General features: G+C 55.0%; 18 protein-coding genes. 10 read left to right on the forward strand and 8 right to left on the reverse strand.

The annotated features are described in order from the left end of the window. Together PMI22_RS22925 and PMI22_RS22920 are read right to left on the reverse strand one after the other, a co-directional pair. The coding region (locus tag PMI22_RS22925) for an AAA family ATPase (protein ID WP_007943786.1) at positions 1 to 215 on the reverse strand (215 nt) is incomplete at its 3' end. A gap of 2 nt (positions 216 to 217) precedes the next feature. After that, positions 218 to 877 carry a GntR family transcriptional regulator gene (locus PMI22_RS22920; protein WP_007943787.1) on the reverse strand — a complete coding sequence of 220 codons (660 nt, stop codon included), beginning with the start codon at positions 875 to 877 and terminating at the stop codon, positions 218 to 220. A 265-nt stretch (positions 878 to 1,142) separates the two neighbouring features. On the opposite strand from PMI22_RS22920, the gene xdhA reads away from it, so the two are divergent. The 4 genes from xdhA to guaD all read left to right on the forward strand — a co-directional run bounded on the left by xdhA (position 1,143) and on the right by guaD (position 7,291). Further along, complete coding sequence (xdhA, locus tag PMI22_RS22915; protein ID WP_007943788.1) at positions 1,143 to 2,597, forward strand: xanthine dehydrogenase small subunit; 1,455 nt, start codon at positions 1,143 to 1,145, stop codon at positions 2,595 to 2,597. Next, complete coding sequence (xdhB, locus tag PMI22_RS22910) at positions 2,590 to 4,989, forward strand: xanthine dehydrogenase molybdopterin binding subunit (protein ID WP_007943789.1); 2,400 nt, start codon at positions 2,590 to 2,592, stop codon at positions 4,987 to 4,989. Before xdhA ends, xdhB begins: the two co-directional genes overlap by 8 nt. A 143-nt stretch (positions 4,990 to 5,132) precedes the next feature. Further along, positions 5,133 to 5,978 carry a xanthine dehydrogenase accessory protein XdhC gene (gene xdhC / locus PMI22_RS22905; RefSeq protein WP_007943791.1) on the forward strand — a complete coding sequence of 282 codons (846 nt, stop codon included), beginning with the start codon at positions 5,133 to 5,135 and terminating at the stop codon, positions 5,976 to 5,978. Between the two features lie 8 nt (positions 5,979 to 5,986). Continuing rightward, entirely contained in the window at positions 5,987 to 7,291 is a 1,305-nt protein-coding gene (guaD, locus tag PMI22_RS22900) for a guanine deaminase (protein ID WP_007943792.1), read from the forward strand. A gap of 176 nt (positions 7,292 to 7,467) precedes the next feature. Here the strand turns inward: guaD and PMI22_RS22895 are convergent, their stop codons facing one another. Continuing rightward, positions 7,468 to 8,232 (reverse strand): GntR family transcriptional regulator, encoded by a 765-nt coding sequence (locus PMI22_RS22895; protein WP_007943793.1) that lies wholly within the window; start codon positions 8,230 to 8,232, stop codon positions 7,468 to 7,470. Between the two features lie 390 nt (positions 8,233 to 8,622). On the opposite strand from PMI22_RS22895, the gene PMI22_RS22890 reads away from it, so the two are divergent. Beyond that, positions 8,623 to 9,813, forward strand: a complete 1,191-nt coding sequence (locus tag PMI22_RS22890; RefSeq protein ID WP_007943795.1) for a benzoate/H(+) symporter BenE family transporter — start codon at positions 8,623 to 8,625, stop codon at positions 9,811 to 9,813. A gap of 154 nt (positions 9,814 to 9,967) precedes the next feature. Here PMI22_RS22890 and PMI22_RS22885 read toward each other — a convergent pair whose 3' ends face one another. Next, positions 9,968 to 10,252 carry a 50S ribosome-binding protein YggL gene (locus tag PMI22_RS22885; RefSeq protein ID WP_033048907.1) on the reverse strand — a complete coding sequence of 95 codons (285 nt, stop codon included), beginning with the start codon at positions 10,250 to 10,252 and terminating at the stop codon, positions 9,968 to 9,970. Positions 10,253 to 10,343: 91 nt separating this feature from the next. Between PMI22_RS22885 and PMI22_RS22880 the strand changes: the two genes are divergently transcribed. The 5 genes from PMI22_RS22880 to PMI22_RS31265 all read left to right on the forward strand — a co-directional run bounded on the left by PMI22_RS22880 (position 10,344) and on the right by PMI22_RS31265 (position 17,073). Then, positions 10,344 to 12,653, forward strand: coding sequence for a hypothetical protein (locus PMI22_RS22880; protein ID WP_007943798.1), 2,310 nt, complete (start codon positions 10,344 to 10,346; stop codon positions 12,651 to 12,653). Next, entirely contained in the window at positions 12,631 to 14,697 is a 2,067-nt protein-coding gene (locus PMI22_RS22875; RefSeq protein WP_007943799.1) for a hypothetical protein, read from the forward strand. Before PMI22_RS22880 ends, PMI22_RS22875 begins: the two co-directional genes overlap by 23 nt. Positions 14,698 to 14,705: 8 nt before the next feature. Beyond that, a complete protein-coding gene (locus PMI22_RS22870) occupies positions 14,706 to 15,320 on the forward strand; it encodes a hypothetical protein (RefSeq protein WP_007943800.1) in 615 nt (204 codons plus the stop codon). Beyond that, positions 15,301 to 16,719 carry a site-specific integrase gene (locus PMI22_RS22865; protein ID WP_007943801.1) on the forward strand — a complete coding sequence of 473 codons (1,419 nt, stop codon included), beginning with the start codon at positions 15,301 to 15,303 and terminating at the stop codon, positions 16,717 to 16,719. Before PMI22_RS22870 ends, PMI22_RS22865 begins: the two co-directional genes overlap by 20 nt. 216 nt (positions 16,720 to 16,935) lie before the next feature. Beyond that, positions 16,936 to 17,073, forward strand: coding sequence for a hypothetical protein (locus PMI22_RS31265; protein WP_007943802.1), 138 nt, complete (start codon positions 16,936 to 16,938; stop codon positions 17,071 to 17,073). A gap of 1,077 nt (positions 17,074 to 18,150) precedes the next feature. Here the strand turns inward: PMI22_RS31265 and PMI22_RS22860 are convergent. From PMI22_RS22860 to panC, 4 genes are all read right to left on the reverse strand, one after another. After that, positions 18,151 to 19,356: an MFS transporter gene (locus tag PMI22_RS22860; RefSeq protein ID WP_007943803.1), complete on the reverse strand. Its 1,206-nt coding sequence runs from the start codon at positions 19,354 to 19,356 to the stop codon at positions 18,151 to 18,153. Further along, positions 19,356 to 20,096 carry an alpha/beta fold hydrolase gene (locus PMI22_RS22855; RefSeq protein ID WP_007943804.1) on the reverse strand — a complete coding sequence of 247 codons (741 nt, stop codon included), beginning with the start codon at positions 20,094 to 20,096 and terminating at the stop codon, positions 19,356 to 19,358. Before PMI22_RS22855 ends, PMI22_RS22860 begins: the two co-directional genes overlap by 1 nt. 42 nt (positions 20,097 to 20,138) lie before the next feature. Next, positions 20,139 to 20,996, reverse strand: a complete 858-nt coding sequence (locus PMI22_RS22850; protein WP_007943805.1) for a cache domain-containing protein — start codon at positions 20,994 to 20,996, stop codon at positions 20,139 to 20,141. 78 nt (positions 20,997 to 21,074) lie between these two features. Then, entirely contained in the window at positions 21,075 to 21,935 is an 861-nt protein-coding gene (gene panC, locus PMI22_RS22845) for a pantoate--beta-alanine ligase (RefSeq protein ID WP_007943806.1), read from the reverse strand. Between the last annotated feature and the right edge of the window lie 2 nt (positions 21,936 to 21,937).

Consider the following 21,937-nt stretch of genomic DNA (forward strand, 5'->3'; position numbering starts at 1 on the left):
CGGCTGGTGGAGCCGTTGAAAATGACGTCGGTCATCGACTCGCCGCGCAAGTTCTTGGCCGAGCTTTCGCCCATCACCCAGCGCACGGCGTCGATGATGTTCGACTTGCCGCAACCATTGGGCCCGACCACGGCCGCCATGTTGCTGGGGAAGTTCACGGTGGTCGGATCGACGAAGGATTTGAACCCCGCCAGCTTGATGCATTTAAGCCGCACGCTTAAGCGTCCGTCAGGGCGGAAACCACCAGATCGCAACTGCGCTGGCCGTAAGCCGTCAGCACTTCGCGGATCTGCGGAAAGTCACGGCCCAGGACCGCGGCGAGCAGGCGTTCGAACAATTCGAGGAATTCGCTCATCGAGGCCTTGCGCTGGTCCAGGGCGAGGAAATACGCGCGGCTCATGGCCGGCTGCAGATTCTCGACGGTTTCCTGCAAGTACGGGTTGTTGGCGAAGGGGTACGCGGCGCGCATCACATTGAAGCTGTCGTCGACGAAGGTGCGGATGTCCTGACGCTCGTAACTGGCGGCCAGGCGCTGCTGGATTTGCACGAACGGCGCCATGTCGGCCTGGGTTTTCCAGCCGCTGGCCACGGCATTGCCGAGCAGAATGTACAGCTCGCTCATCAGCGCGCACAGGCTCTGCACCTTGTGCGCCGTGAGTTCGGTGACATGGGCACCCCGTCGCGGCAGGATCGCGATCAGGTGACGACGTTCAAGGATCAGCAAGGCCTCACGGACCGAGCCGCGGCTGACATTGAGTGCCAGCGTGACCTTCTGTTCCTGAATGCGCTCCCCGGGCTTCATTTCGCCGCGAATGATGCGTTCGGCGAGGTGGTGAGCAATTTGCTCGGCGAGGCTGTCCGGCGCCTTGAACGTCATGGTTGTCCTTCAAACTCTTCGATCTGCACAAGCGGCGCAGTGTAGCGCACTTGATCGGTCATGGCAGAGGGCCCGCTGGGTGGTTTTGGCACGATTCAAGCAAAAAGCAGGCAAGTGCGCGAGGGTCAATAATGAAGGAATGAAGGGTTGACCGACAAAACGCTGCTTCCTGACCTTAAAGTCAGAAAATCATTGACCGAAAAGTCAGACCTGCTAAATTCGGTCTTAGTCGGTTAACAACAATAATGAGTCTGCGAGGCCTTCCGTGATCCAGTTTTTACTTAACCAGGAACTCCGTAGCGAGCACGCCCTGGACCCAAACCTGACCGTGCTTAACTATCTGCGCGACCATGTGGGCAAACCCGGCACCAAAGAAGGCTGCGCCAGCGGTGACTGTGGCGCCTGCACCGTGGTGGTCGGCGAGTTGCAAACGGATAACGATGGTCGCGAACACATTCGCTATCGCAGCCTCAACTCGTGCCTGACGTTTGTCTCGTCACTGCACGGCAAACAACTGATCAGCGTTGAAGACCTCAAACACCAGGGCGAACTGCACAGCGTGCAAAAAGCCATGGTCGAGTGCCACGGTTCGCAATGTGGCTTCTGCACCCCGGGCTTCGTCATGTCGCTGTTCGCCCTGCAAAAGAACAGTGATGCACCGGACCCGCACAAAGCCCACGAAGCGCTGGCCGGCAATCTTTGCCGTTGCACCGGCTATCGGCCGATTCTGCAAGCCGCAGAGCAGTCCTGCTGCGGCAAGCAACCAGACCAGTTCGATGCGCGCGAAGCCGATACCATCGCGCGCCTGAAAGCCATCGCCCCCACGTCCATCGGTGAACTCAACAGTGGCGACAAGCGCTGCCTGGTGCCGCTGACCGTCGCTGACCTGGCCGACCTCTATGACGCTTATCCACAAGCCCGCCTGTTGGCCGGTGGTACGGACCTGGCGCTGGAAGTCACGCAGTTCCACCGCACCTTGCCGGTGATGATTTACGTCGGCAACGTGGCCGAGATGAAGCGCATCGAGCGTTTTGACGATCGCCTGGAAATCGGCGCTGCAACCGCCCTCTCCGATTGCTACGAAGCGTTGAATGCCGAGTATCCGGACTTCGGTGAATTGCTGCACCGTTTTGCGTCGCTGCAGATCCGCAACCAGGGCACCCTCGGCGGCAATATTGGCAACGCCTCGCCCATCGGCGACTCGCCTCCCCTGCTGATCGCTCTGGGCGCGCAGATCGTCCTGTGCAAAGGCGACACCCGGCGCACCCTGGCCCTGGAAGATTACTTCATCGATTACCGCGTCACCGCGCGCCAGGAAAGTGAGTTCATCGAGAAGATCATCGTGCCGCGCGCCAGCGCCGAACAACTGTTCCGCGCCTACAAGGTTTCCAAGCGTCTGGACGATGACATCTCTGCCGTTTGTGCAGCCTTCAATATCCGTCTGGAAAACGGCGTGATCGCTGATGCCCGCGTGGCCTTCGGCGGCATGGCCGCCATTCCTAAACGAGCCAGCGCCTGTGAAACAGTGTTGCTCGGTGCGCCGTTCAATCACGCTACCGTCGAACGCGCCTGCGCCGCACTGGCCGAGGATTTCACGCCGCTCTCGGACTTCCGCGCCAGCAAGGAATACCGCCTGCTCAGCGCGCAGAACCTGCTGCGTAAATACTTCATCGAACTGCAAACACCGCACATCGAGACTCGGGTGACCGCTTATGTCTAATCATCACGCTGTAGAGAAGACCCAAGCCGAACTGGCTGAACTGTTCGCCAAGGACCTGACCACCGGTGTCGGCCGCAGCGTCAAGCACGACAGCGCCGCCAAACATGTGTCCGGTGAAGCGCAGTACATCGACGACCGCCTGGAATTTCCGAACCAGCTGCACGTTTACGCACGCCTGTCGGACCGCGCCCACGCGAAAATCATCAGCATCGACACCAAGCCCTGCTACGCCTTCGAAGGCGTACGCATCGCCATTACCCATGAAGATGTGCCGGGCCTGAAAGACATCGGCCCACTGTTGCCAGGCGACCCGCTGCTGGCCATCGATGACGTGCAGTTTGTCGGTCAGCCGGTGCTCGCCGTTGCGGCGAAAGACCTCGAAACCGCACGCAAAGCCGCCATGGCCGCGATCATCGAATACGAAGATCTGGAGCCGGTGCTGGATGTGGTCGAAGCCCTGCGCAAACGCCACTTCGTGCTCGACAGCCATACCCATCAGCGCGGCGATTCTGCGGGGGCTTTGGCAACGGCCGAACATCGCATCCAGGGCACGCTGCACATCGGCGGCCAGGAACACTTCTACCTCGAAACCCAGATTTCGTCGGTAATGCCGACTGAAGACGGCGGGATGATCGTCTACTGCTCGACGCAGAACCCGACCGAAGTGCAGAAGCTCGTCGCCGAAGTGCTCGACGTATCGATGAACAAAATCGTCGTCGACATGCGCCGCATGGGCGGTGGTTTTGGTGGCAAGGAAACGCAAGCGGCAAGCCCGGCGTGCCTGTGCGCCGTGATCGCGCACCTCACCGGTCAGCCGACCAAAATGCGCCTGCCGCGCGTCGAAGACATGCTGATGACCGGCAAGCGGCACCCGTTCTACGTCGAGTACGACGTCGGCTTCGACAGCACCGGCCGCCTGCACGGCATCGCGCTGGAGCTGGCGGGTAACTGCGGTTGTTCGCCGGACCTGTCGGCGTCGATTGTCGACCGCGCGATGTTCCACGCTGACAACTCCTATTACCTGGGCGATGCGACCATCAACGGTCATCGCTGCAAAACCAACACCGCGTCAAACACTGCTTACCGTGGTTTCGGCGGCCCGCAAGGCATGGTCGCGATTGAAGAAGTGATGGACGCGATCGCCCGTCATCTGGCTCTCGATCCACTGGCCGTGCGCAAGGCCAACTACTACGGCAAGACCGAGCGCAACGTCACGCATTACTACCAGACCGTCGAGCACAACATGCTCGAAGAAATGACCGCCGAACTGGAAGAAAGCAGCCAGTACTTTGAGCGCCGCGAAGCGATCCGTCGCTACAACTCCAACAGCCCGATCCTGAAAAAAGGCCTGGCGCTGACCCCGGTGAAATTCGGTATTTCCTTTACCGCCAGCTTCCTCAACCAGGCCGGCGCACTGATCCATGTCTACACCGACGGCAGCATCCACCTGAATCACGGCGGTACCGAAATGGGCCAGGGCCTGAATACCAAAGTCGCGCAGGTCGTGGCCGAAGTGTTCCAGGTCGAAATGGACCGCGTACAAATCACCGCGACCAACACCGACAAGGTGCCGAACACCTCGCCAACGGCAGCGTCAAGCGGTGCCGACCTGAACGGTAAAGCCGCACAGAACGCGGCTGAAACCATCAAGAAACGCCTGGTCGAATTTGCTGCACGGCACTACAAGGTCAGCGAAGAAGACGTGGAATTCCACAACGGTCACGTACGGGTTCGCGATCACATCCTGACGTTTGAAGCGCTGATCCAGCAGGCGTATTTCGCTCAGGTGTCGCTGTCGAGCACCGGGTTCTACAAGACCCCGAAAATTTTCTACGACCGCAGCCAGGCCCGCGGTCGCCCGTTCTACTACTACGCCTTTGGCGCTGCATGCTGCGAGGTGATCGTCGACACACTGACCGGCGAGTACAAGATGCTGCGCACCGACATCCTCCACGACGTCGGCGCCTCACTGAACCCGGCCATCGACATCGGTCAGGTCGAGGGTGGTTTCATCCAGGGCATGGGTTGGCTGACCATGGAAGAGCTTGTCTGGAATGCAAAGGGCAAACTGATGACCAACGGCCCGGCCAGCTACAAGATCCCGGCCGTGGCAGACATGCCGCTGGACCTGCGGGTGAAGCTGGTGGAAAACCGCAAGAATCCGGAAGACACGGTGTTTCATTCCAAGGCGGTGGGTGAGCCGCCGTTTATGCTGGGCATTGCTTCGTGGTGTGCAATCAAGGACGCCGTGGCGAGCCTCGGTGACTATAGGCATCAACCGAAAATCGATGCGCCGGCGACCCCGGAGCGGGTGTTGTGGGGCTGTGAGCAGATGCGGCAGTTGAAGGTGGCGAAGGCTGTCGAAACCGAAGTTGAGCTGGCTTCGCTCTGATACCGAGGTGCGGCCAATCGCTAGCAGGCTAGCTCCCACAGGATTCGTAGGGAATCCAAAATGTGTGGACACCACGAAACAATGTGGGAGCTAGCCTGCTAGCGATGAGGCCCGAACAGACAACAGAGATGTTGAGGTGAAACATGTACAACTGGATCGACGCCCTCGCCGACCTGCAATCCCAGGGCGAACCCTGCGTGTTAGTCACCATCATCGAAGAGCTCGGCTCGACGCCGCGCAATGCCGGTTCGAAGATGGTCATCAGCGCCAACCAGACCTTCGACACCATCGGTGGCGGACACCTGGAATACAAGGCCATGCAGATCGCCCGCGACATGCTCGCCAGCGGCAAACAGGAGACACACCTGGAGCGCTTCAGCCTCGGCGCCAGCCTCGGCCAGTGCTGCGGCGGCGTGACCGTTTTGCTGTTCGAACCGATGGGCCAGGTCCAGGCGCAGATTGCCGTGTTCGGCGCCGGCCATGTCGGCCGCGCACTGGTGCCGCTGCTCGCCAGCCTGCCGTGCCGGGTACGCTGGATCGACTCACGGGAAGACGAATTCCCGGAACAGATTCCCCACGGCGTGCGCAAGATTGTCAGCGAAGAACCGGTGGATGAAATCGACGACCTGCCCGCCGGCAGCTACTGCATCGTCATGACCCACAATCACCAGCTCGACCTCGAACTCACCGCCGCGATCCTCAAGCGCAACGACTTCGCCTACTTCGGCCTGATCGGTTCGAAGACCAAACGGGTGAAGTTCGAACACCGCCTGCACGAGCGCGGATTCGACAACAGCGTCGTGCAGCGCATGCGCTGCCCGATGGGCATCGGCGAAGTCAAAGGCAAGTTGCCTGTGGAAATCGCCATCTCCATCGCCGGCGAAATCATCGCCACCTATAACGCGAATTTCGGCCAGCAGACTGCCAGCGCCGGATCATCGATTGCCAAACTGCTGCCTGCTTCACGCCGCAGCCAAGCCTCCAATTGAGAACCCCCATGCCTTTGACTCGCAAAGCCTACCGTGCCGCCATCCTGCACAGCATCGCCGACCCCGCCGAAGTGGGGATCGAAGCCTCATACGAATATTTCGAAGACGGCTTGCTGGTGGTTGATAACGGCCAGATCAGCGCGCTCGGCCACGCCAGTGACTTGCTGCCAACACTGCCGGCCGATATCGAGATCACCCATTATCAGGATGCGTTGATCACACCGGGCTTCATCGACACCCACATTCATATGCCGCAAACCGGCATGGTCGGCGCCTTCGGCGAGCAACTGCTGGACTGGCTCAACACCTACACCTTCCCGTGCGAAAGCCAGTTCGCCGACAAGGCTCATGCCGATGAAGTGGCCGACATTTTCATCAAGGAACTGCTGCGCAACGGCACCACCACTGCGCTCGTATTCGGCAGCGTGCACCCGCAATCGGTGAACTCGTTCTTCGAAGCCGCCGAACAGCTCGACCTGCGCATGATCGCCGGCAAGGTGATGATGGACCGCAACGCGCCGGACTATCTGACCGACACTGCCGAATCCAGCTATGTCGACAGCAAGGCGCTGATCGAGCGCTGGCACGGCAAGGGTCGCTTGCACTACGCCGTCACCCCGCGCTTCGCCCCGACCAGCACCCCGGAACAACTGACACTCGCCGGCCAGTTGCTGAGTGAATACCCCGACCTGTACATGCAGACTCACATCAGTGAAAACCTGAAAGAGATCGAATGGGTCAAAGAGCTGTTCCCGGAACGCAAAGGCTATCTGGACGTCTACGACCACTACCAATTGTTGGGCGAGCGCTCGGTGTTTGCCCACGGCGTGCACCTGTGCGACGACGAGTGCGCACGCCTGGCACAAACCGGTTCGGCCATCGCCTTCTGCCCGACCTCGAACTTCTTCCTCGGCAGCGGTTTGTTCAACCTGCCGATGGCCGAGAAACACAAACTGAATGTCGGCCTGGGTACAGACATTGGCGGCGGCACCAGTTTTTCACTGCTGCAAACCTTGAACGAAGCGTACAAGGTCATGCAGCTGCAAGGCGTACGCCTGACCCCGTTCAAGTCGCTGTACCTGGCCACGCTCGGCGGTGCGCGAGCGCTGCGCCTGGAAGACAAGATCGGCACGCTGAAACCCGGCACCGATGCCGACTTCCTGGTGCTGGACTACAACGCCACGCCACTGCTGAGCTATCGCTTGAAGCAGGCGAACAACATTGCCGAAACGTTGTTTGTGTTGATGACGCTGGGGGATGACCGCACTGTTCTGCAGACGTATGCGGCGGGGAACCTGGTGCATCAGCGCTAGTTCTCTTTGGGCTGATCGTTCCCATGCTCTGCGTGGGAATGCCTCAAGGGACGCTCCGCGTCCAGTGACGCGGAGCGTCACGGGCTGCATTCCCACGCAGAGCGTTGGAACGATCAGACACTCAACAAAAATCCCCCGCAGCCTTCAGGCTACGGGGGATTTTTTGTCATGGTCTATCAGAGTTTCGCGCTGGGCCGCCCTGGCTTCTTGGTCTGCAACAAATGCGAGAACACCGCGTGCAAATCATCCGATGCACTTTCTTCGTTGAGATTGAGTTTGCTGTCGATGTGATCCATATGATGCATCATCAAACTCACCGCCAGCTCAGCGTTGCGCGCTTCGATGGCGTCGATCAGCTGGGTGTGCTCGTCGTAGGAACAGTGCGAACGGTTGCCACTTTCATACTGGGCGATGATCAAGGAAGTCTGTGACACCAGGCTGCGCTGGAAGCTGATCAATGGCGCATTCTTCGCCGCTTCGGCGAGTTTCAGGTGGAACTCACCCGACAGCCGGATGCCGGCACCGCGATCACCACGAGAGAAGCTGTCGCGTTCATCGTTGACCATCTGCCGCAACTCGGCGAGCTCCTCAGCGGTTGCGTGTTGCACCGCCAGCTCAGTGATCGCCCGCTCCACCAGACGGCGCGAGAAGAACACCTGACGGGCCTCTTCGACGCTCGGGCTGGCGACGACCGCGCCACGGTTCGGACGCAGCAGCACAACGCCCTCATGGGCCAGGCGCGACAGTGCGCGGCGAATGATGGTGCGACTGACCCCGAAAATTTCCCCCAGCGCTTCTTCGCTCAACTTGGTGCCAGGCGCCAGGCGCTGTTCGAGAATAGCCTCGAAGATATGCGCGTAGACAATATCGTCCTGGGTACCGCTGCGACCGGCTTTGCCTGCTCGCGGTTGTTTCTTTAGGGGCTGCAACTGTTCGTTCATGGGCACTCGAGTCGGGAGAACTGCGGCGAATTGACGGTGACTGTAATACGGCACAGTGGGTCACTGGCAAGTATCGCGTAAAAAACACCGCGATTGTACACAATGAATGGTGGCAACACGACTGTACGGCTGATTGTCGCTTCTGCTGTATTGCAACGATCCGCTACGTTTGAGTTTAGGCTTGAACCCGGAATCCGCCGCTCGAACGCAATCCCCTGTAGCAGCTGGCGAAGCCTGCGTCCGGCTGCGTAGCAGTCGTAAACCTGAATACGCGGGATTCCTGATACGCCGCGCCGGATGATTTCACGACTGCTTCGCAGCCGAACGCAGGCTTCGCCAGCTGCTACAAAGGGCACGGGCATCTTCACTAGGACAAGGAACACCGCTGTCATGAACGACGCCACGCACACGCAGCTGCGCCCCTTGGCCGACACGTCGCCGTCGGCCATTGTCGCCGGATTTATCGCGATGATGACCGGTTACACCAGCTCTCTGGTGCTGATGTTCCAGGCCGGGCAAGCGGCTGGCCTGACCAGCGGGCAAATTTCGTCGTGGATCTGGGCAATCTCGATCGGCATGGCCGTGTGCTCGATTGGCCTGTCGTTGCGTTATCGCACCCCCATCACGATTGCCTGGTCGACACCCGGTGCCGCGTTGCTGATCACCAGCCTGGGCGGTGTGAGTTACGGCGAAGCCATCGGCGCCTACATCACGTGTGCGATTCTGGTGACCCTCTGTGGCCTGACCGGCAGCTTCGAACGGCTGGTGAAGAAGATTCCGGCGTCATTGGCAGCCGCTTTGCTGGCGGGGATTCTGTTCAAGATCGGCAGCGAGATTTTCGTCGCTGCCCAGCATCGCACCGGGCTGGTGCTGGGCATGTTCTTCACTTATCTGCTGGTCAAGCGCCTGTCACCGCGTTATGCCGTGCTGGCCGCGCTGTTGATCGGCACGGCTTTGTCAGGGTTCATGGGGCTGCTGGATTTCAGTGGATTCCATCTGGAAGTGGCGACACCCGTCTGGACCACGCCGCACTTCTCCCTGGCCGCGACCATCAGCATCGGCATTCCCCTGTTCGTGGTGGCCATGACCTCGCAGAACATGCCGGGCATCGCCGTCCTGCGCGCCGACGGTTATACCGTGCCGGCTTCACCGCTGATCACCACCACCGGCATCGCCTCATTGCTACTCGCCCCGTTTGGCTCCCACGGGATCAACCTGGCGGCCATCAGCGCAGCGATCTGCACCGGGCCGCATGCCCATGAAGATCGCAACAAGCGCTACACGGCCGCCGTCTGGTGCGGGATTTTCTACGGGATTGCCGGGGTATTCGGCGCGACGTTGGCGGCACTGTTTGCCGCATTGCCGAAAGAATTGGTGCTGTCGATTGCCGCGCTGGCGTTATTCGGATCGATCATCAATGGCTTGAGCATCGCCATGACCGAGGTGAAGGAACGTGAAGCGGCGTTGATCACCTTTATGGTCACGGCGTCGGGGCTGACGCTGTTTTCCATCGGTTCGGCGTTTTGGGGGATTGTGGCGGGGGTGGTGACGCTGGTGATTTTGAATTGGCGTAAACGCTAAGAATACGCTGCCTCGTTTCACTCGACAGCTGCCACATGGATTTTATCGCCCTGTAGCAGCTGTCGAGTGAAACGAGGCTGCGTGCTTTTAATCCGAGCATAAAAAAACGGCGACCCTTGGGTCGCCGTTTTTTTTAAGACAAAAAGCTATGACATCAAGCTACCGGATTGATCGGCTTTTCCGGGTACCAGACGTCGATCAGCGGGCTGACGGTTGCTTCAGTCAGTTCGCTGCGGTCTTTGAGCCAGGCTTCAACAGCAGCACGCTGCTCTTCGGACACCGAGCCACGCTTCTGCAGGCAAACCAGACCGAAGTCGTCGCCGCCAACATAGCCCAGACCGTTAGCTTCCATGGCTTCTTTCAGGAACGCGTCGAGGAAAGCATCAATGGCTTCATCAGCCAAATCTTCTTTGAAATCCAGGTTCAGTTCGAAACCCAGCTCTTTTGTTTTACTATTTAGCGACTATTGTCATTATCTTTGAATTAGCCATATACCAGCCGTTTCGACGAACTGAAAAGCGTGAGGAAAAATGACAATTATCAAAATAACCCACTCTATCCGCTACCACCCCCTCACAGTGATTGATGTAGAGGTGGGCGCCCTAATTATCCAAGGCGCCGCTGAGTATCAGCTCGCCCAAAGCCTCTCGAGCTACTTAATCCACGTTCCTTTGCAACTTCTTGAAGCCTATTGCGACATCACTGGTCAGCGAATCAACATGGCCACGCTTACGACCCCTGTCATCGAGGAAATTTTACGAGGCTTTACCGCTGCAATGGCCGGTCAAGAGTTTGTGGAGCTGTCTGACAAATATCCCGTTATGTGCTGCCGACACCTCTTTCAGGCATTCGCTGTCGCCCTTACTCACCTCCCTGGGGCCCACACCATTGCATGGGACTTCGCCATGTTCACCCCCGATGCAACCGAATGTGCAAGGATGGCGGCAGCTAGCGACTTTCAGCGTTGGTACTGGAAGGGTTGGTCTATTCTGCGTCCACACCATCCCGGCACCTACCTTCGATTGGCACAGCTCGTGCCACCTTACGGACGGGACTTTGTTGAAAATATCTTCGATTCACTTGAGAGGTATTACCGCAATAGAGCCGGGGCGTTTCGAACCGAGTGGAACCATATGTTTGACTACCTGGGAGCAAACAACAGCACTTGGCCGAAGAGCACATTTTCTACAGAGGTCGGCGTGAAACAATTCATGCTTGCTTTCACCATCTCTCATTTCAACTATTCAAAGGAGTCGGAGAGCGACGCTAAATCCCAGATCAAGAACTGGAATAGATTTCTGAACGCGGTTGAGGAGTGCCTGTGCAACGGTGAAATCTGGGCAAAATTGACGTCCCCAATCAAGAGGCCTCCTCCTTCGACGAAACACGGGTCGGAAACCAAGATATATGAGCGCAACGATGGCATTCTTGTTCAGGAAAAACTGCTGACTACCGTTCCCTTGCACGTCACTGACTCACAGGCAATTGATCTACTTTTTTTTCACATAAAGAATGACCTATCCACGGTTCGAAAATGGGCCACCTATCAAGCCGAAGATCTGAAAAAGCGTCACGACCATCGCGTTGCGCTGGCTGCTCAAGGCACTCCGATAATTGAATATCAAGGCCGAAATTTCTGTAAGCGATACAGCTTGGCTGACGTCTGCGCGACGCTAGAGTCGGCTGACTCCAAAGTGCCTGTGGGCTTTCTCTGTAAAGTCTATAGGCATCTTACTGGCGAACCTTGCAAAGCCCCCAAACTTGCGAAAATCTATGGCTTCCCTGTCGCTGGCAGCCTATTCCCGCTTCAGTGCTTGCTAGTACTAGAACACCCTGCTATTACCACTGGGTTTCTTAAACGGTTTGTACTTTACAATCAGAACGGCCATATGTCTGGCTTCGATAAAGAGAAACGTTTGCTTATTGGTTTCAAAGACAAAAAACAATCCGATACCAGAGAGCAGATTATTGAGCTGAACGATACTTCGTTTAAAATCGTTCAAGACATCATTGTCATCACTAGTCTCGGCAGGAACAAACTACGCGCCCAAGGCAGTGACAATTACCGGTATCTTTTCTTGACATCTCACAAAGCAGTCGCTCCTTTCAAGCTGGCAAGAGTCACTATTTGGAATGAGGATGTGTTTAGAAATCATTCAGGCCTGCGTGGCGAACTGATCGCTCAGTTCTCCCCCCATAGCGACCTATCGGAAGGTGAGCTGGTTGAATTCATCAAACGTATCCGCCTGACGCGTATTCGCGACTCTAGAGCCGTGGAAATTTTCATCCAGACCAAAAGCTCAGAAGCTATGTCCAGAGCTCTTGGTCATGAAAATTACCATCCTGATTTGCTGAGTCACTATCTCCCAGATTCAATCATGGCTTTCATAAAAGCACGCTGGATCCGCATCTTCCAAAAGGCGATGGTCTGTGAAGCGATGAAAGACAGCCCGCATCTGCTGAGAGTAACCCGATTCACAAATATGGAAGAATTGGACATCTTCTTGGAGAATCATCGCATCCAAGAGATCCCGGCCGAAGCAGCTGATCCTGAGCGTTCCGAGAGCCGCCAATCAGTGAATGGCAGTGAGGCCGTATTGTCTATCGGAGTTCCCTTTCTTGCTTCTTTGCTCTCGCTTGAAGCGGCGGTGAAGGCTTCACCTAATCGCGACCGTGTATGCGGAAAAGCCGAGTACTGGTCGTCGTTTGCAGACAAAATTATATCCGAAATCAACAATGGCTATAACCGGCTACTGAAAAGACACCTCGATGCTGCGGTGAAGCTGGTGGACGCTAAAAAAATGGAACCATTGATCTATGTTTCTACGCACTGGATATGAGTTTCTTGACGATTTCGGACCATTCAATGAATCGGCACATACGACAGCTCCTTGGCTACTCAGCGATTTCCAAGAAAACGTCTGGAAAACTCAGACCAATCAAAAAAATGCAAACGAGCTAGATTGGGGCGTACGTCTTTGGAATGGAAGCCTGTTGACCGACGGTGAAAATGAGATTTTACTTCGGTCATTGAAACATTTGCTAATCATTGGTACGAATGGCGTTAATGAAGAATTCGCCACTTTAGCTCCTGTTTCCCAAAACATGCGCTTAGCATCTACTTTGCGGCTCATTGACTACCTTTTGATAAATTCTGCCAGTCTTCAGCTCGTTCAATTCGGCCTATCGGCCATGGATGCGGATGATCTGAAAGGAATACTCAACAATCTCGCCTCATCTTCGTTGTCGGAAGATTCCATTTATGCATGGCAAAAGCGTGTATCGGAATATTGCAATGGCCAGTTGAGCTGTATTAAAGAAATAGAGGTACAGCGAATCTTTTCCGAGCACCCATCTATAGAATTAATCAGTGACGATCAATACGAGGATCTAAAACTTGATATCGCGGCTGCAGATATTGCAAAAATCCGCGCCGCACTCATGAAAGCGGGCATGTATTACGGGAGTCGTAATCAAGGATTCAAAGTCAACACAAAGAGACTTTCTGAACATCTTTATCCAGATACATTGCGCGGGCGGCAAACAAAAAAATCCGTATTGGAGGCGCTGAGCTTCTATCCATCCGAGGCTCCCTATAAACGGGAATTTCCGGGAGTCAGAGTCACCACAGGTGATTCGGAGACACTCCAGGATACTTTGTACTATTATTACCGATACATACTCATAAACAGCGGCACACTTGCGACACTAGGTCTTCCCGCCCCCGCAGATACTGACACCATAAAAGAGTATATTCCGAAGATCACCGAATCCTCTCGATTCAGGAGCGTTCCTTCAAGTAATCTTTTGAAGCTATTCAGAAGCAGTCTGGCTTTCCATGTTGAGCATGGTAAAAAAATTCTAAATGGCTTCATCAAGGTAGCAGCATATTGCCACGACCATGACATCAAAATGTGCCGGTTGCCCGATGCGACTTTTTTGAAAATTATTGGCCCAGAGCTTACCAGATTCGGCGTCAAAAAATTAGGGCTTTCGAGTCTGCGTAAAACCAAAACTAGAACTCCTCGCAAAGGCAGCCGGAAAGAATACTACCAACGCTTGAGGGCCAACCATGGGTTACTTGAGCTCGTACACGTATACTTGGGCTGTGTCCAACTGGTTGTTGGAATACTGATGGCGCGACGCGTTGACGAATTGGTTACTTTGAAAACTGAAAATTGTTTGGACAAAACCAAATCATGGCTAGTGTTCAGCCTCGCCAAATCAACTCGCAGAGCATTAGGGCTTAGACAGCGTGAGTCACGACCAATCGATGCAATTGCCGTCGAAATGATCGAAGAGCTGCGTCGATTCCAGAAGCTTCTCAAGCGTCTGGGTGTTGTCGATAGTATAACTGACCTGTTCGCGACACCTTCGCCCCATGGGCACAATGGACTGCTCGACTGCTCCCTTCACTCATACAACCGCCACCTAAACTTTGTCTGCGACTATTTCGAGAGCGATGTTACTGCCGCCGGAGAGCGCTACTACGTGCGCCAACACCAACTCCGGCGTTTCTTCGCAATCATGTTCTTTTATACAAACAGCTTCGGAGAGTTGGATACCCTGCGCTGGATGCTTGGCCACAGTGACGTGGAACACGTCTGGCGTTACCTCTCAGAATGCCTCGAGCCTAAGGACATCCGCATGGCAGGCGCCCGTTACCTCACGGACCTTGCCATACAAAAGCGTCTTGAGAACTATCAGAACTTCCAGGAATTGTTATTTGGGGAGTTCGGCACCACCAGTTTCACAATGGTGGACGAAAACCGGATCGAGGACTACCTCATGGGAATGCTGGAAGAAGGGAAAGTCCGGATTGAACCGAAATTTTTTAACGATGAGAACGGCAAGTCCATGAAAGTTCTATTCATTGTCAGCTGAGAATAAAGATGAGCACTTTGTCCAAGCGCGAACTGATTGATCAATCCATTGAAAATATCTTTAGATTACTTATAGAGGTGGGAAGCTCTCCGGGCAACTACGTCGATGCGGAGCAGATCGTGAACGCCTTGAAGAGCCAGGGAAGCCTTTGCTCACTAAATATCGAGTTCTCTATACGTTATGAACAGCTCACAATACGCCCTATAAGCCTCAACACCTTGAAACAAAGGCTTGCTGAGAACGGGCTCGATAGAGACTTCCATCACCTAGACAAGCTCCGGATGCATGCCCTAAGTGCGATTAAGAGTTTTGACGAAGAACTCGCAGCCCCGAAAAAAAGAACCCGATCAGCGCTTGAGGATCAAGTTGGGGAGCTTAGGGGTTCCATTGAAACCCTACACGCAGTTAACATGGTACTGGTACAAGCACTAGAAATTTGTCGCAGAGACCTTATCACAATTTCTGACACCCCTAGTACAGGACTGAGGCAAAAGAGAATCAACGATGCAATCAATCGAATCATCAAGATATTAGGGTTAAACCCTGCCCCCTTTGATGACGTAACCGTTCTGTCTATGAAAAAACATTTAGAGCTGGTATCGAATGACAAATCGAATCGTTGACTACCCTAAATCACCTCAGCTTTTTACACCTATCCCGCGCTTAAAACTCTATGATTATTTAAGCCAAGGTAGGCTCCAGACGCTTGATGGCAACAACATGCCATTTATTGCATGGCCTGATGGAACTCCCTGCCTGCAGGCGAATGCCTACATGATCAAAGTGCGTATGCAATCCGGTCGCGGCGGGAATGGTCCATCAAGAGTGGGTAGCAAAGGTGGTAGCTTTGGAGACTATGCAGGCAAGATAAGTCATCTAATCAGATTCTGCTACTACAACAAACTAAACTTTATATCACTTTCTGACGACGACTTTTGCGAGTTCATTGATGGGCTCCGAACTGAAACCAAACCAAACAACCCTCAGCAGCTAAAAAGAAATGAACGTACTATTAATAACATAGGGAGACGATGTTTGAACTTCCTGGCACATGTTGGGGAAATGAACCAAATCCATAATTTTGTTGGCGTTGGCGGAACAATCACAATCGACATGGTCGATTCGATCGCCTACCGGAATGGCAAGGCATTCAAACACTCAAGTGTTCACCACAGGTCCTTCAGGACGGCCAGCGCAAAAAAAACTCGTAGGCCTATTGCCGAAGCAACCATCGCAAAGTTACGCGAGGCGATTGATGAGATGTCGACGTCAGAGTTTTTATGTAATCGTCGGCACCTGATGATTTCCTTGTTTGAGGAACTGGGTGCTCGACGGGGAGAGATCCAGCCTATCACTGTTGCCCAAGTATTAGCTGCCAGCACATTGAAGAAACCAAAAATCCTCGTCACTACACTGAAGCGAGGAGGAATAGGATTGACGCGTGAACTGAGGCTAAGCTCTCCCCTAATTGATGACCTTTTACGTCACATCCGGAGTGATAGGCGTGACATCATGAAGCGATTCAAAGGCGTTCCTGACCATGGTTTTCTATTTGTCACCGAGCGAGGCGGACGAGCGCTCAAGACCGACACCTTCACGACTGAGTTTTCATTGATCCGACGTGCGGCAGGAGTCGAAGAGCAAGCCTGTGCGCATCTGTTCAGACATGCTTACTGCACCAATGTCGTCGCTGATCTCATCGCTGAGACGAAAGCTCTCAGTCCGGACTCATTCAGACAAACACTGATGACCAACAAAATGTTGGCAGAGCATGCTATGTCCAGGACCGGACACGCAACTCTGGAAAGCCTGCTCGACTACGTAGACGCCGCCTTCCGAATCAAATCCAAATTTGAACAGGTCATCCATAACGTCGAGATCACCAAATGCTATGAACGATACGAGCGACGGAGAAAGCGCCTGCTTCAAGATTTCAAAAATGGAAAGATCAGCAAGGAACAATACATTGAACGCGAAGAGGCCCTGACAGCTGCCATGGATCGTGACCTCTTGGCAGCGTAATGTCTCACTTCACGACACGTACCCGACTAAAATGCTCGGTTTAAAACCACCAACAATAGTCCAGGCAAGTGAAATTGCTGTGCTAGCGTTGAATAATCGGCTCCTGGATCGAGCGGTCGGTTCGCAAAGGCGATTTGCCACAGGCTGACCTCTCTATTTCGCATGCCAATTCGACAATCGTCAGAGGGCAGCCGACACCCTGACATGGAGAATGTCATGCGCGTACCCATTTATACCGCCGATCTTAACGAGAAGCGCGGTTTCAACCGCATTGCAAAAAAACTGCAGCAAAATTGGCCCGGTGTCACTCATCTGAACCTCGCTTCCGCCCAAGGAATCTTGTCACGGGCTTAGGTTATCGCGACTTCCATGATCTCCAACAGTCGGATAGGGAAGGTGATTTACATGCCACGAATGAAACCAGCGCTAATCATATTGTTCAGTCTACTAATGGAAGTTCGAAACGTAGGTATTCAGCTCCACCCTTAAAACTCATTAGTGAGAAGAGCCTGAGATTTATTTGGGAGGTGGTTCAGCGCAGAGGCGATCTTCGAGATCAAAGCCTTATTGCCATATTGCTCCAGGGACTAAGTCCTCATGATCTCAGGCTTGCCAAACCACTCGACTTCTCGGACCTCAACTCGGAAGTCCTTATGCGCGTCCGCTCCGCTAGAAATCCCTCAATCCCCGTGGCTGTCCTTTTATCCGATAGCTTTGGACACGTGATCGGCAGGTATATCCAAAAAGCAGGCCTTTCAGTGAACGACTATCTATTCCCATCCAAGGACGACGCAACCGTTCTCATAAACTCGCATGAAATGAACAGGATGATTGGTTCCTACCTACGTGATGCATTGATAGATCTTGAACAACGGAAGGCGCATAGGATCCGGCAGTCTGTGATCGCCAACGCCCTGAAGTGGGTGGCAATATCGGTGTCGGACATGGTGGGACATTACTCTCCAACAAAGGCGCTTGATTACGTACCTGACGTGAAGAAGGAACCAAAGGCATAGGATTTTACAGGCTTGTACGAGCTTCATTAGCTTGTAGCTCGGCAGCTACCGGCGCGCCGAATGGCGTCGATGCGGATCACTGGGCAAGCACTCTGCCCCCGCAATTAGTATCGTTCAAGCATCAAGCGGTATTGGCGAAGCTACTGGCCCCGGCACTGCGTACAAAGCATTCGATACACCGGAAGGTTTCCATAGATGTCACTACATACTTTTGGTTTACACAGCCTATTGCAATTACTGCCTACCTACCCTTCAGTGGTCATTAGAAAATAAAATGGAGTCTTTAGATTTTAAAATGGGTACTGAGCGTCGCTCGCATGTGTCGCATGGACCCTGCCCAAAACGCAAACCGGCATGACTTTTCACCAGCTACTGGATTTTGCTCAGTCAATTTTGAACGAGAAACCAGCCGGTATCAGTTGCAAATGCGGCCCGCTCGCCGACATAAACAGAGCACCGTCACAAACCCGGCTATCGACATTAGTGCAGCACACAAAAATATCGCAGCAAAACCAAAACCGGAAGCAATCAGCCCCATCACCGGGCCGGCCATCCCCACTGCTATATCAAAAAATAATGAAAGGGCACTCAGCGCCGAATTACGGTTAGCGGCTGGCGTGCTTGCCAACGTCTCCATCCCAAGCCCCGGATAGACCCATGACACCCCGATCCCGGTCAACGCACCACCAGCAATGGCCAGTGCCGGAGATGGCGCAAGCCATATCAACAACATTCCCAAAGTCTGTACCAGCAGGCAGCCGCCCACCACTTTGTATCCTCTGAATCGCTGCAGTATTCCCGGGGACGACAATCGGGCAACGATAAAACCAACTCCGAAACCACTCAGACAGTAGGCGGCGTGGTCCCAACCCAGACTGTCGAAGTACAGAGCGACGAATGCCGTCAATCCGCCAAACCCTACCGAACTGCACACCAGAACCAGACCATTGGGCATGACCGCGAACAGAACTCGATAAAATGCCAGCCGGGTTCCGGCAATCAAGGGTGCCGGGCGCTTGCCCAGAGCCAAAAACAGGAACATCAAGCCCAGCAAAACGGTGCATATCCCCACACTGGCAATACCCAACGAATTGCGCAGCAATACGCCTAATGGCGCGCCGACTGCCGTACCGCCGTAAGCCGCTATGCCATTCCATGACATGACTTGTGCTGCCCGAGGGGCGCCACACAACCCGATGGCCCAAGTGCAGCAAGGTGTAGAAATCATGGCTGTGGACGCGCCCAGCACCAATCGCCCCAACAGCAACAACGTCAGGGTCAACCAGGGCTGGGCATGCAAGACAATGGCGAGCGTCGTCAGGGTGCCGCTCAACATCAAGCCACTTAACCCACACACAACCGCGTATTTGGCACCCAGGCGATCAGCCACGCCACCGGCCAAGGGGCGCGCCAGGAGTGTCGCCAGGTACTGTGAGCTGATCATCACGCCCGCGACAACCGAAGTCAGACCCAGGTCATTGAGGACATAGCCCGGCAACACCGCAAGCGGCAAGCCGCTGCATACATACGAGATGAAGTTGAAGATGATGATGGAGAGGATCAACCAATGGCTGCGGATTGCCTTGTCGTTGCTACGGCTTAAAACACCGATATCGTCCATCACTCATGCCGCTCTATGCCCCGTACGACATCCGCGAGCAACTGCGGGTGCGATACGAATGGCTCGTGCGCAGTATCTATTTCGATGATCAAGCCCGCATCGGCACGCTGCGCAAAACGGCGCTGCCAGTCGACGGACAGGATGTTGTCACGCAGGGTGATGATGTAACTGGCCGGAATCGTTCCCGGGTACCCCGCGCGGCTGATGGAGTCTGTTGCCACGCAGGGTGGCGTCGTGTCCTGGTTCACTTCGCTTAACAACCACGCCAGGGTTTGCTCACTCAGATCCTGACCAAACATGGCCACGGCCAGCGCTTGAGGGGTTGATTGCACCGGGTCCAGCGGCCAGCCGACATGCTCCGGGCTTTTGCCATGCAACTGGGTGCCGAGCAGCTCCAGAATCGATTGCCCTTCACTGGGCAATGCGCAAGCCAGGTACACCAAACGCGAATACAGTTGTGGAGCGCCCAACACCATCAGCGGCAGCAAGGCCCCCGCGATGGAGTGCCCAAGCAAAACCGCCTGGTTCACGCCGAGTGCTCGCAGGTCCTCATTGAGTTCCGTGACCACATCGTCGAGCCGCAGGGACACAACATCACGGCCGCGCTTTGTGCCGCATCCAGGCATATCCAGCGTGATCACGCGCTCGAAGCATCCGGGTTGCTGGTTGAGCGCCTCCACAAAAGGCCCCCAACACCACGAACCATGGTTGCCGCCATGCAGCAATACCAAATCAGTCATGCGTACGCTCCTTACTGTGGGTGCCGGTTCTCCCGGTCTTGTTTACTTGATTGCGTAGCAGCCCACGGCGACGACGTACCCGTTCACTCGCTGCAGAAAGGTCCTTTTGTATTCGTTCTGCCCGGTAATGGGGTTGCGCCACAGGTAAGCGATTTCCCCGGTTTCATGGGCCTTCATCTGCTTGAGAATGTCCTCGCCAATCGGCTTTCCATCAGTTGAGAGCAATGACTTGAAGTCGGTGCCGATCAGCCGTGGCGTAAAGCCGTGAGCTACAAATCGTTTGGTTTTCAAGTCCACCACAAAGGCGTAGAGGTCATCCTGAGTGAGCTGTTTATCGTGCTGATTAATGAGCCCGAGGGTGGTTTTCGCGTCGGTGGCCACTTGCCCGGAAATCTGGCGCAGCAGCTGTTGTGCCTGTTCGGGGCTGGACCGCGGCATGTAATAACCCACGGAGATCACCCGATCCTGAACACGCTGATAGAACACACGTTTACGCTCGACCTTGGCGTGTTGCCAGTTCCACCAGCGGTATTCGGCGCTACGCACAAGGCCGTCCTCTGGCTGCGTAATGATTTGCTGGAATACCGCTTTGAGGTCATCGTCCAGGACGCTGAACACCGGTTTTCCGATCAGTGAAGCTGAAGGGCCGCCGCTGGCAAGCATCACACCGGAGGTATCGACCACATAGATGTACGACTCACCATCGACATACGCCCCCTGCCGGCTGAATTCGGCCAAGGCGGTGTCGCCCTTGGCTTTGTATTCAGCGACGGCTTTTGCGAGCAAGGCATTGGCACGCTGGGTTTCGGCGCCATAGGCATCCACCGGCGTTTGCTGCGCGAGCCCGACAAGGGAGAACAAGCACAGGCAAAGCCCAGCGAAGGCTCGATAAAGGCTCATTGAATTTCCTCTGGTGATCTTTCTGATGTGGCGATGGGCAGAGTCAGCCATTGTGGCTGGCGGTCCGTGATGTTTGATTTACTCACCCTGGCGAATGTCCACCGTCAGATTGTCAATCAGACGGGTTTTACCGATGCGCGCCGCCACCAAAATCACAAGATGAATATCGTTGCTCGTCGCAGGTTTTAAATTCTGCGCATTGCGGACTTCGAAGTATTCCAACTGAAAACCGGCAGCGGCTATGCGCTGGCGACACTCATTTACGTGGCGCTCACCCACCTGTTTCTCATCCTGAATCGACGCAGCCATTTGCTTCAGGCACGCGTAAAGGAGAGGGGCTACCGTGCGCTCCTGCTCACTCAAATAGCCGTTGCGCGACGATAACGCCAACCCATCCGTGGCGCGGATCGTGGGGGCCGCGACAATGTCAGTCAGCACATTGAGATCCCTGACCATCGAACGAATGACGGCCAGCTGCTGATAATCTTTTTCCCCGAAAACCGCCACGTCCGGCTGAACAATGTTCAGCAGTTTAATGACGACCGTTGCCATGCCATCAAAGTGTCCGGGGCGTGCGGCGCCGCAAAGACCTTCAGACACTTTTGGCACACTGACAATGGTTTGATTGACCATTCCATCGGGATAGATCTGTTCCACACCCGGGGCAAACAGCGCATCACAGCCGGCGTTGACCAACCTCTCTCGATCCGCGTTGGGCGTGCGAGGATAGTTGGCCAGATCCTCATTCGCCCCGAACTGGAGCGGGTTGACAAAGATGCTGGCAACGACGAAGTCAGCTCGCTGCTTTGCGCATTGAATCAGGGCGATATGACCGTCATGCAAGTTGCCCATGGTCGGCACCAGCGCGACTTTCTTGTTTTCGCCGCGTGCGCGAGCCACGAGCGCACGAAGCGCGCCAACCGTATCGACTGTCAGCACCG

It is taken from the genome of Pseudomonas sp. GM21 (genome assembly GCF_000282215.1).
Taxonomy (GTDB): domain Bacteria; phylum Pseudomonadota; class Gammaproteobacteria; order Pseudomonadales; family Pseudomonadaceae; genus Aquipseudomonas.

Coding starts and splice junctions, on each gene's coding strand:
- PMI22_RS22850 (WP_007943805.1), bottom strand. CDS start 20,996: ATGAGCCTTTATCGAGCCTTCGCTGGGCTTTGCCTGTGCTTGTTCTCC.
- PMI22_RS22890 (WP_007943795.1), top strand. CDS start 8,623: ATGAACGACGCCACGCACACGCAGCTGCGCCCCTTGGCCGACACGTCG.
- PMI22_RS22865 (WP_007943801.1), top strand. CDS start 15,301: ATGACAAATCGAATCGTTGACTACCCTAAATCACCTCAGCTTTTTACA.
- PMI22_RS22870 (WP_007943800.1), top strand. CDS start 14,706: ATGAGCACTTTGTCCAAGCGCGAACTGATTGATCAATCCATTGAAAAT.
- PMI22_RS22860 (WP_007943803.1), bottom strand. CDS start 19,356: ATGGACGATATCGGTGTTTTAAGCCGTAGCAACGACAAGGCAATCCGC.
- xdhB (WP_007943789.1), top strand. CDS start 2,590: ATGTCTAATCATCACGCTGTAGAGAAGACCCAAGCCGAACTGGCTGAA.
- PMI22_RS31265 (WP_007943802.1), top strand. CDS start 16,936: ATGCGCGTACCCATTTATACCGCCGATCTTAACGAGAAGCGCGGTTTC.
- PMI22_RS22855 (WP_007943804.1), bottom strand. CDS start 20,096: ATGACTGATTTGGTATTGCTGCATGGCGGCAACCATGGTTCGTGGTGT.
- PMI22_RS22920 (WP_007943787.1), bottom strand. CDS start 877: ATGACGTTCAAGGCGCCGGACAGCCTCGCCGAGCAAATTGCTCACCAC.
- xdhC (WP_007943791.1), top strand. CDS start 5,133: ATGTACAACTGGATCGACGCCCTCGCCGACCTGCAATCCCAGGGCGAA.
- PMI22_RS22875 (WP_007943799.1), top strand. CDS start 12,631: ATGTTTCTACGCACTGGATATGAGTTTCTTGACGATTTCGGACCATTC.
- PMI22_RS22880 (WP_007943798.1), top strand. CDS start 10,344: ATGACAATTATCAAAATAACCCACTCTATCCGCTACCACCCCCTCACA.
- guaD (WP_007943792.1), top strand. CDS start 5,987: ATGCCTTTGACTCGCAAAGCCTACCGTGCCGCCATCCTGCACAGCATC.
- PMI22_RS22895 (WP_007943793.1), bottom strand. CDS start 8,232: ATGAACGAACAGTTGCAGCCCCTAAAGAAACAACCGCGAGCAGGCAAA.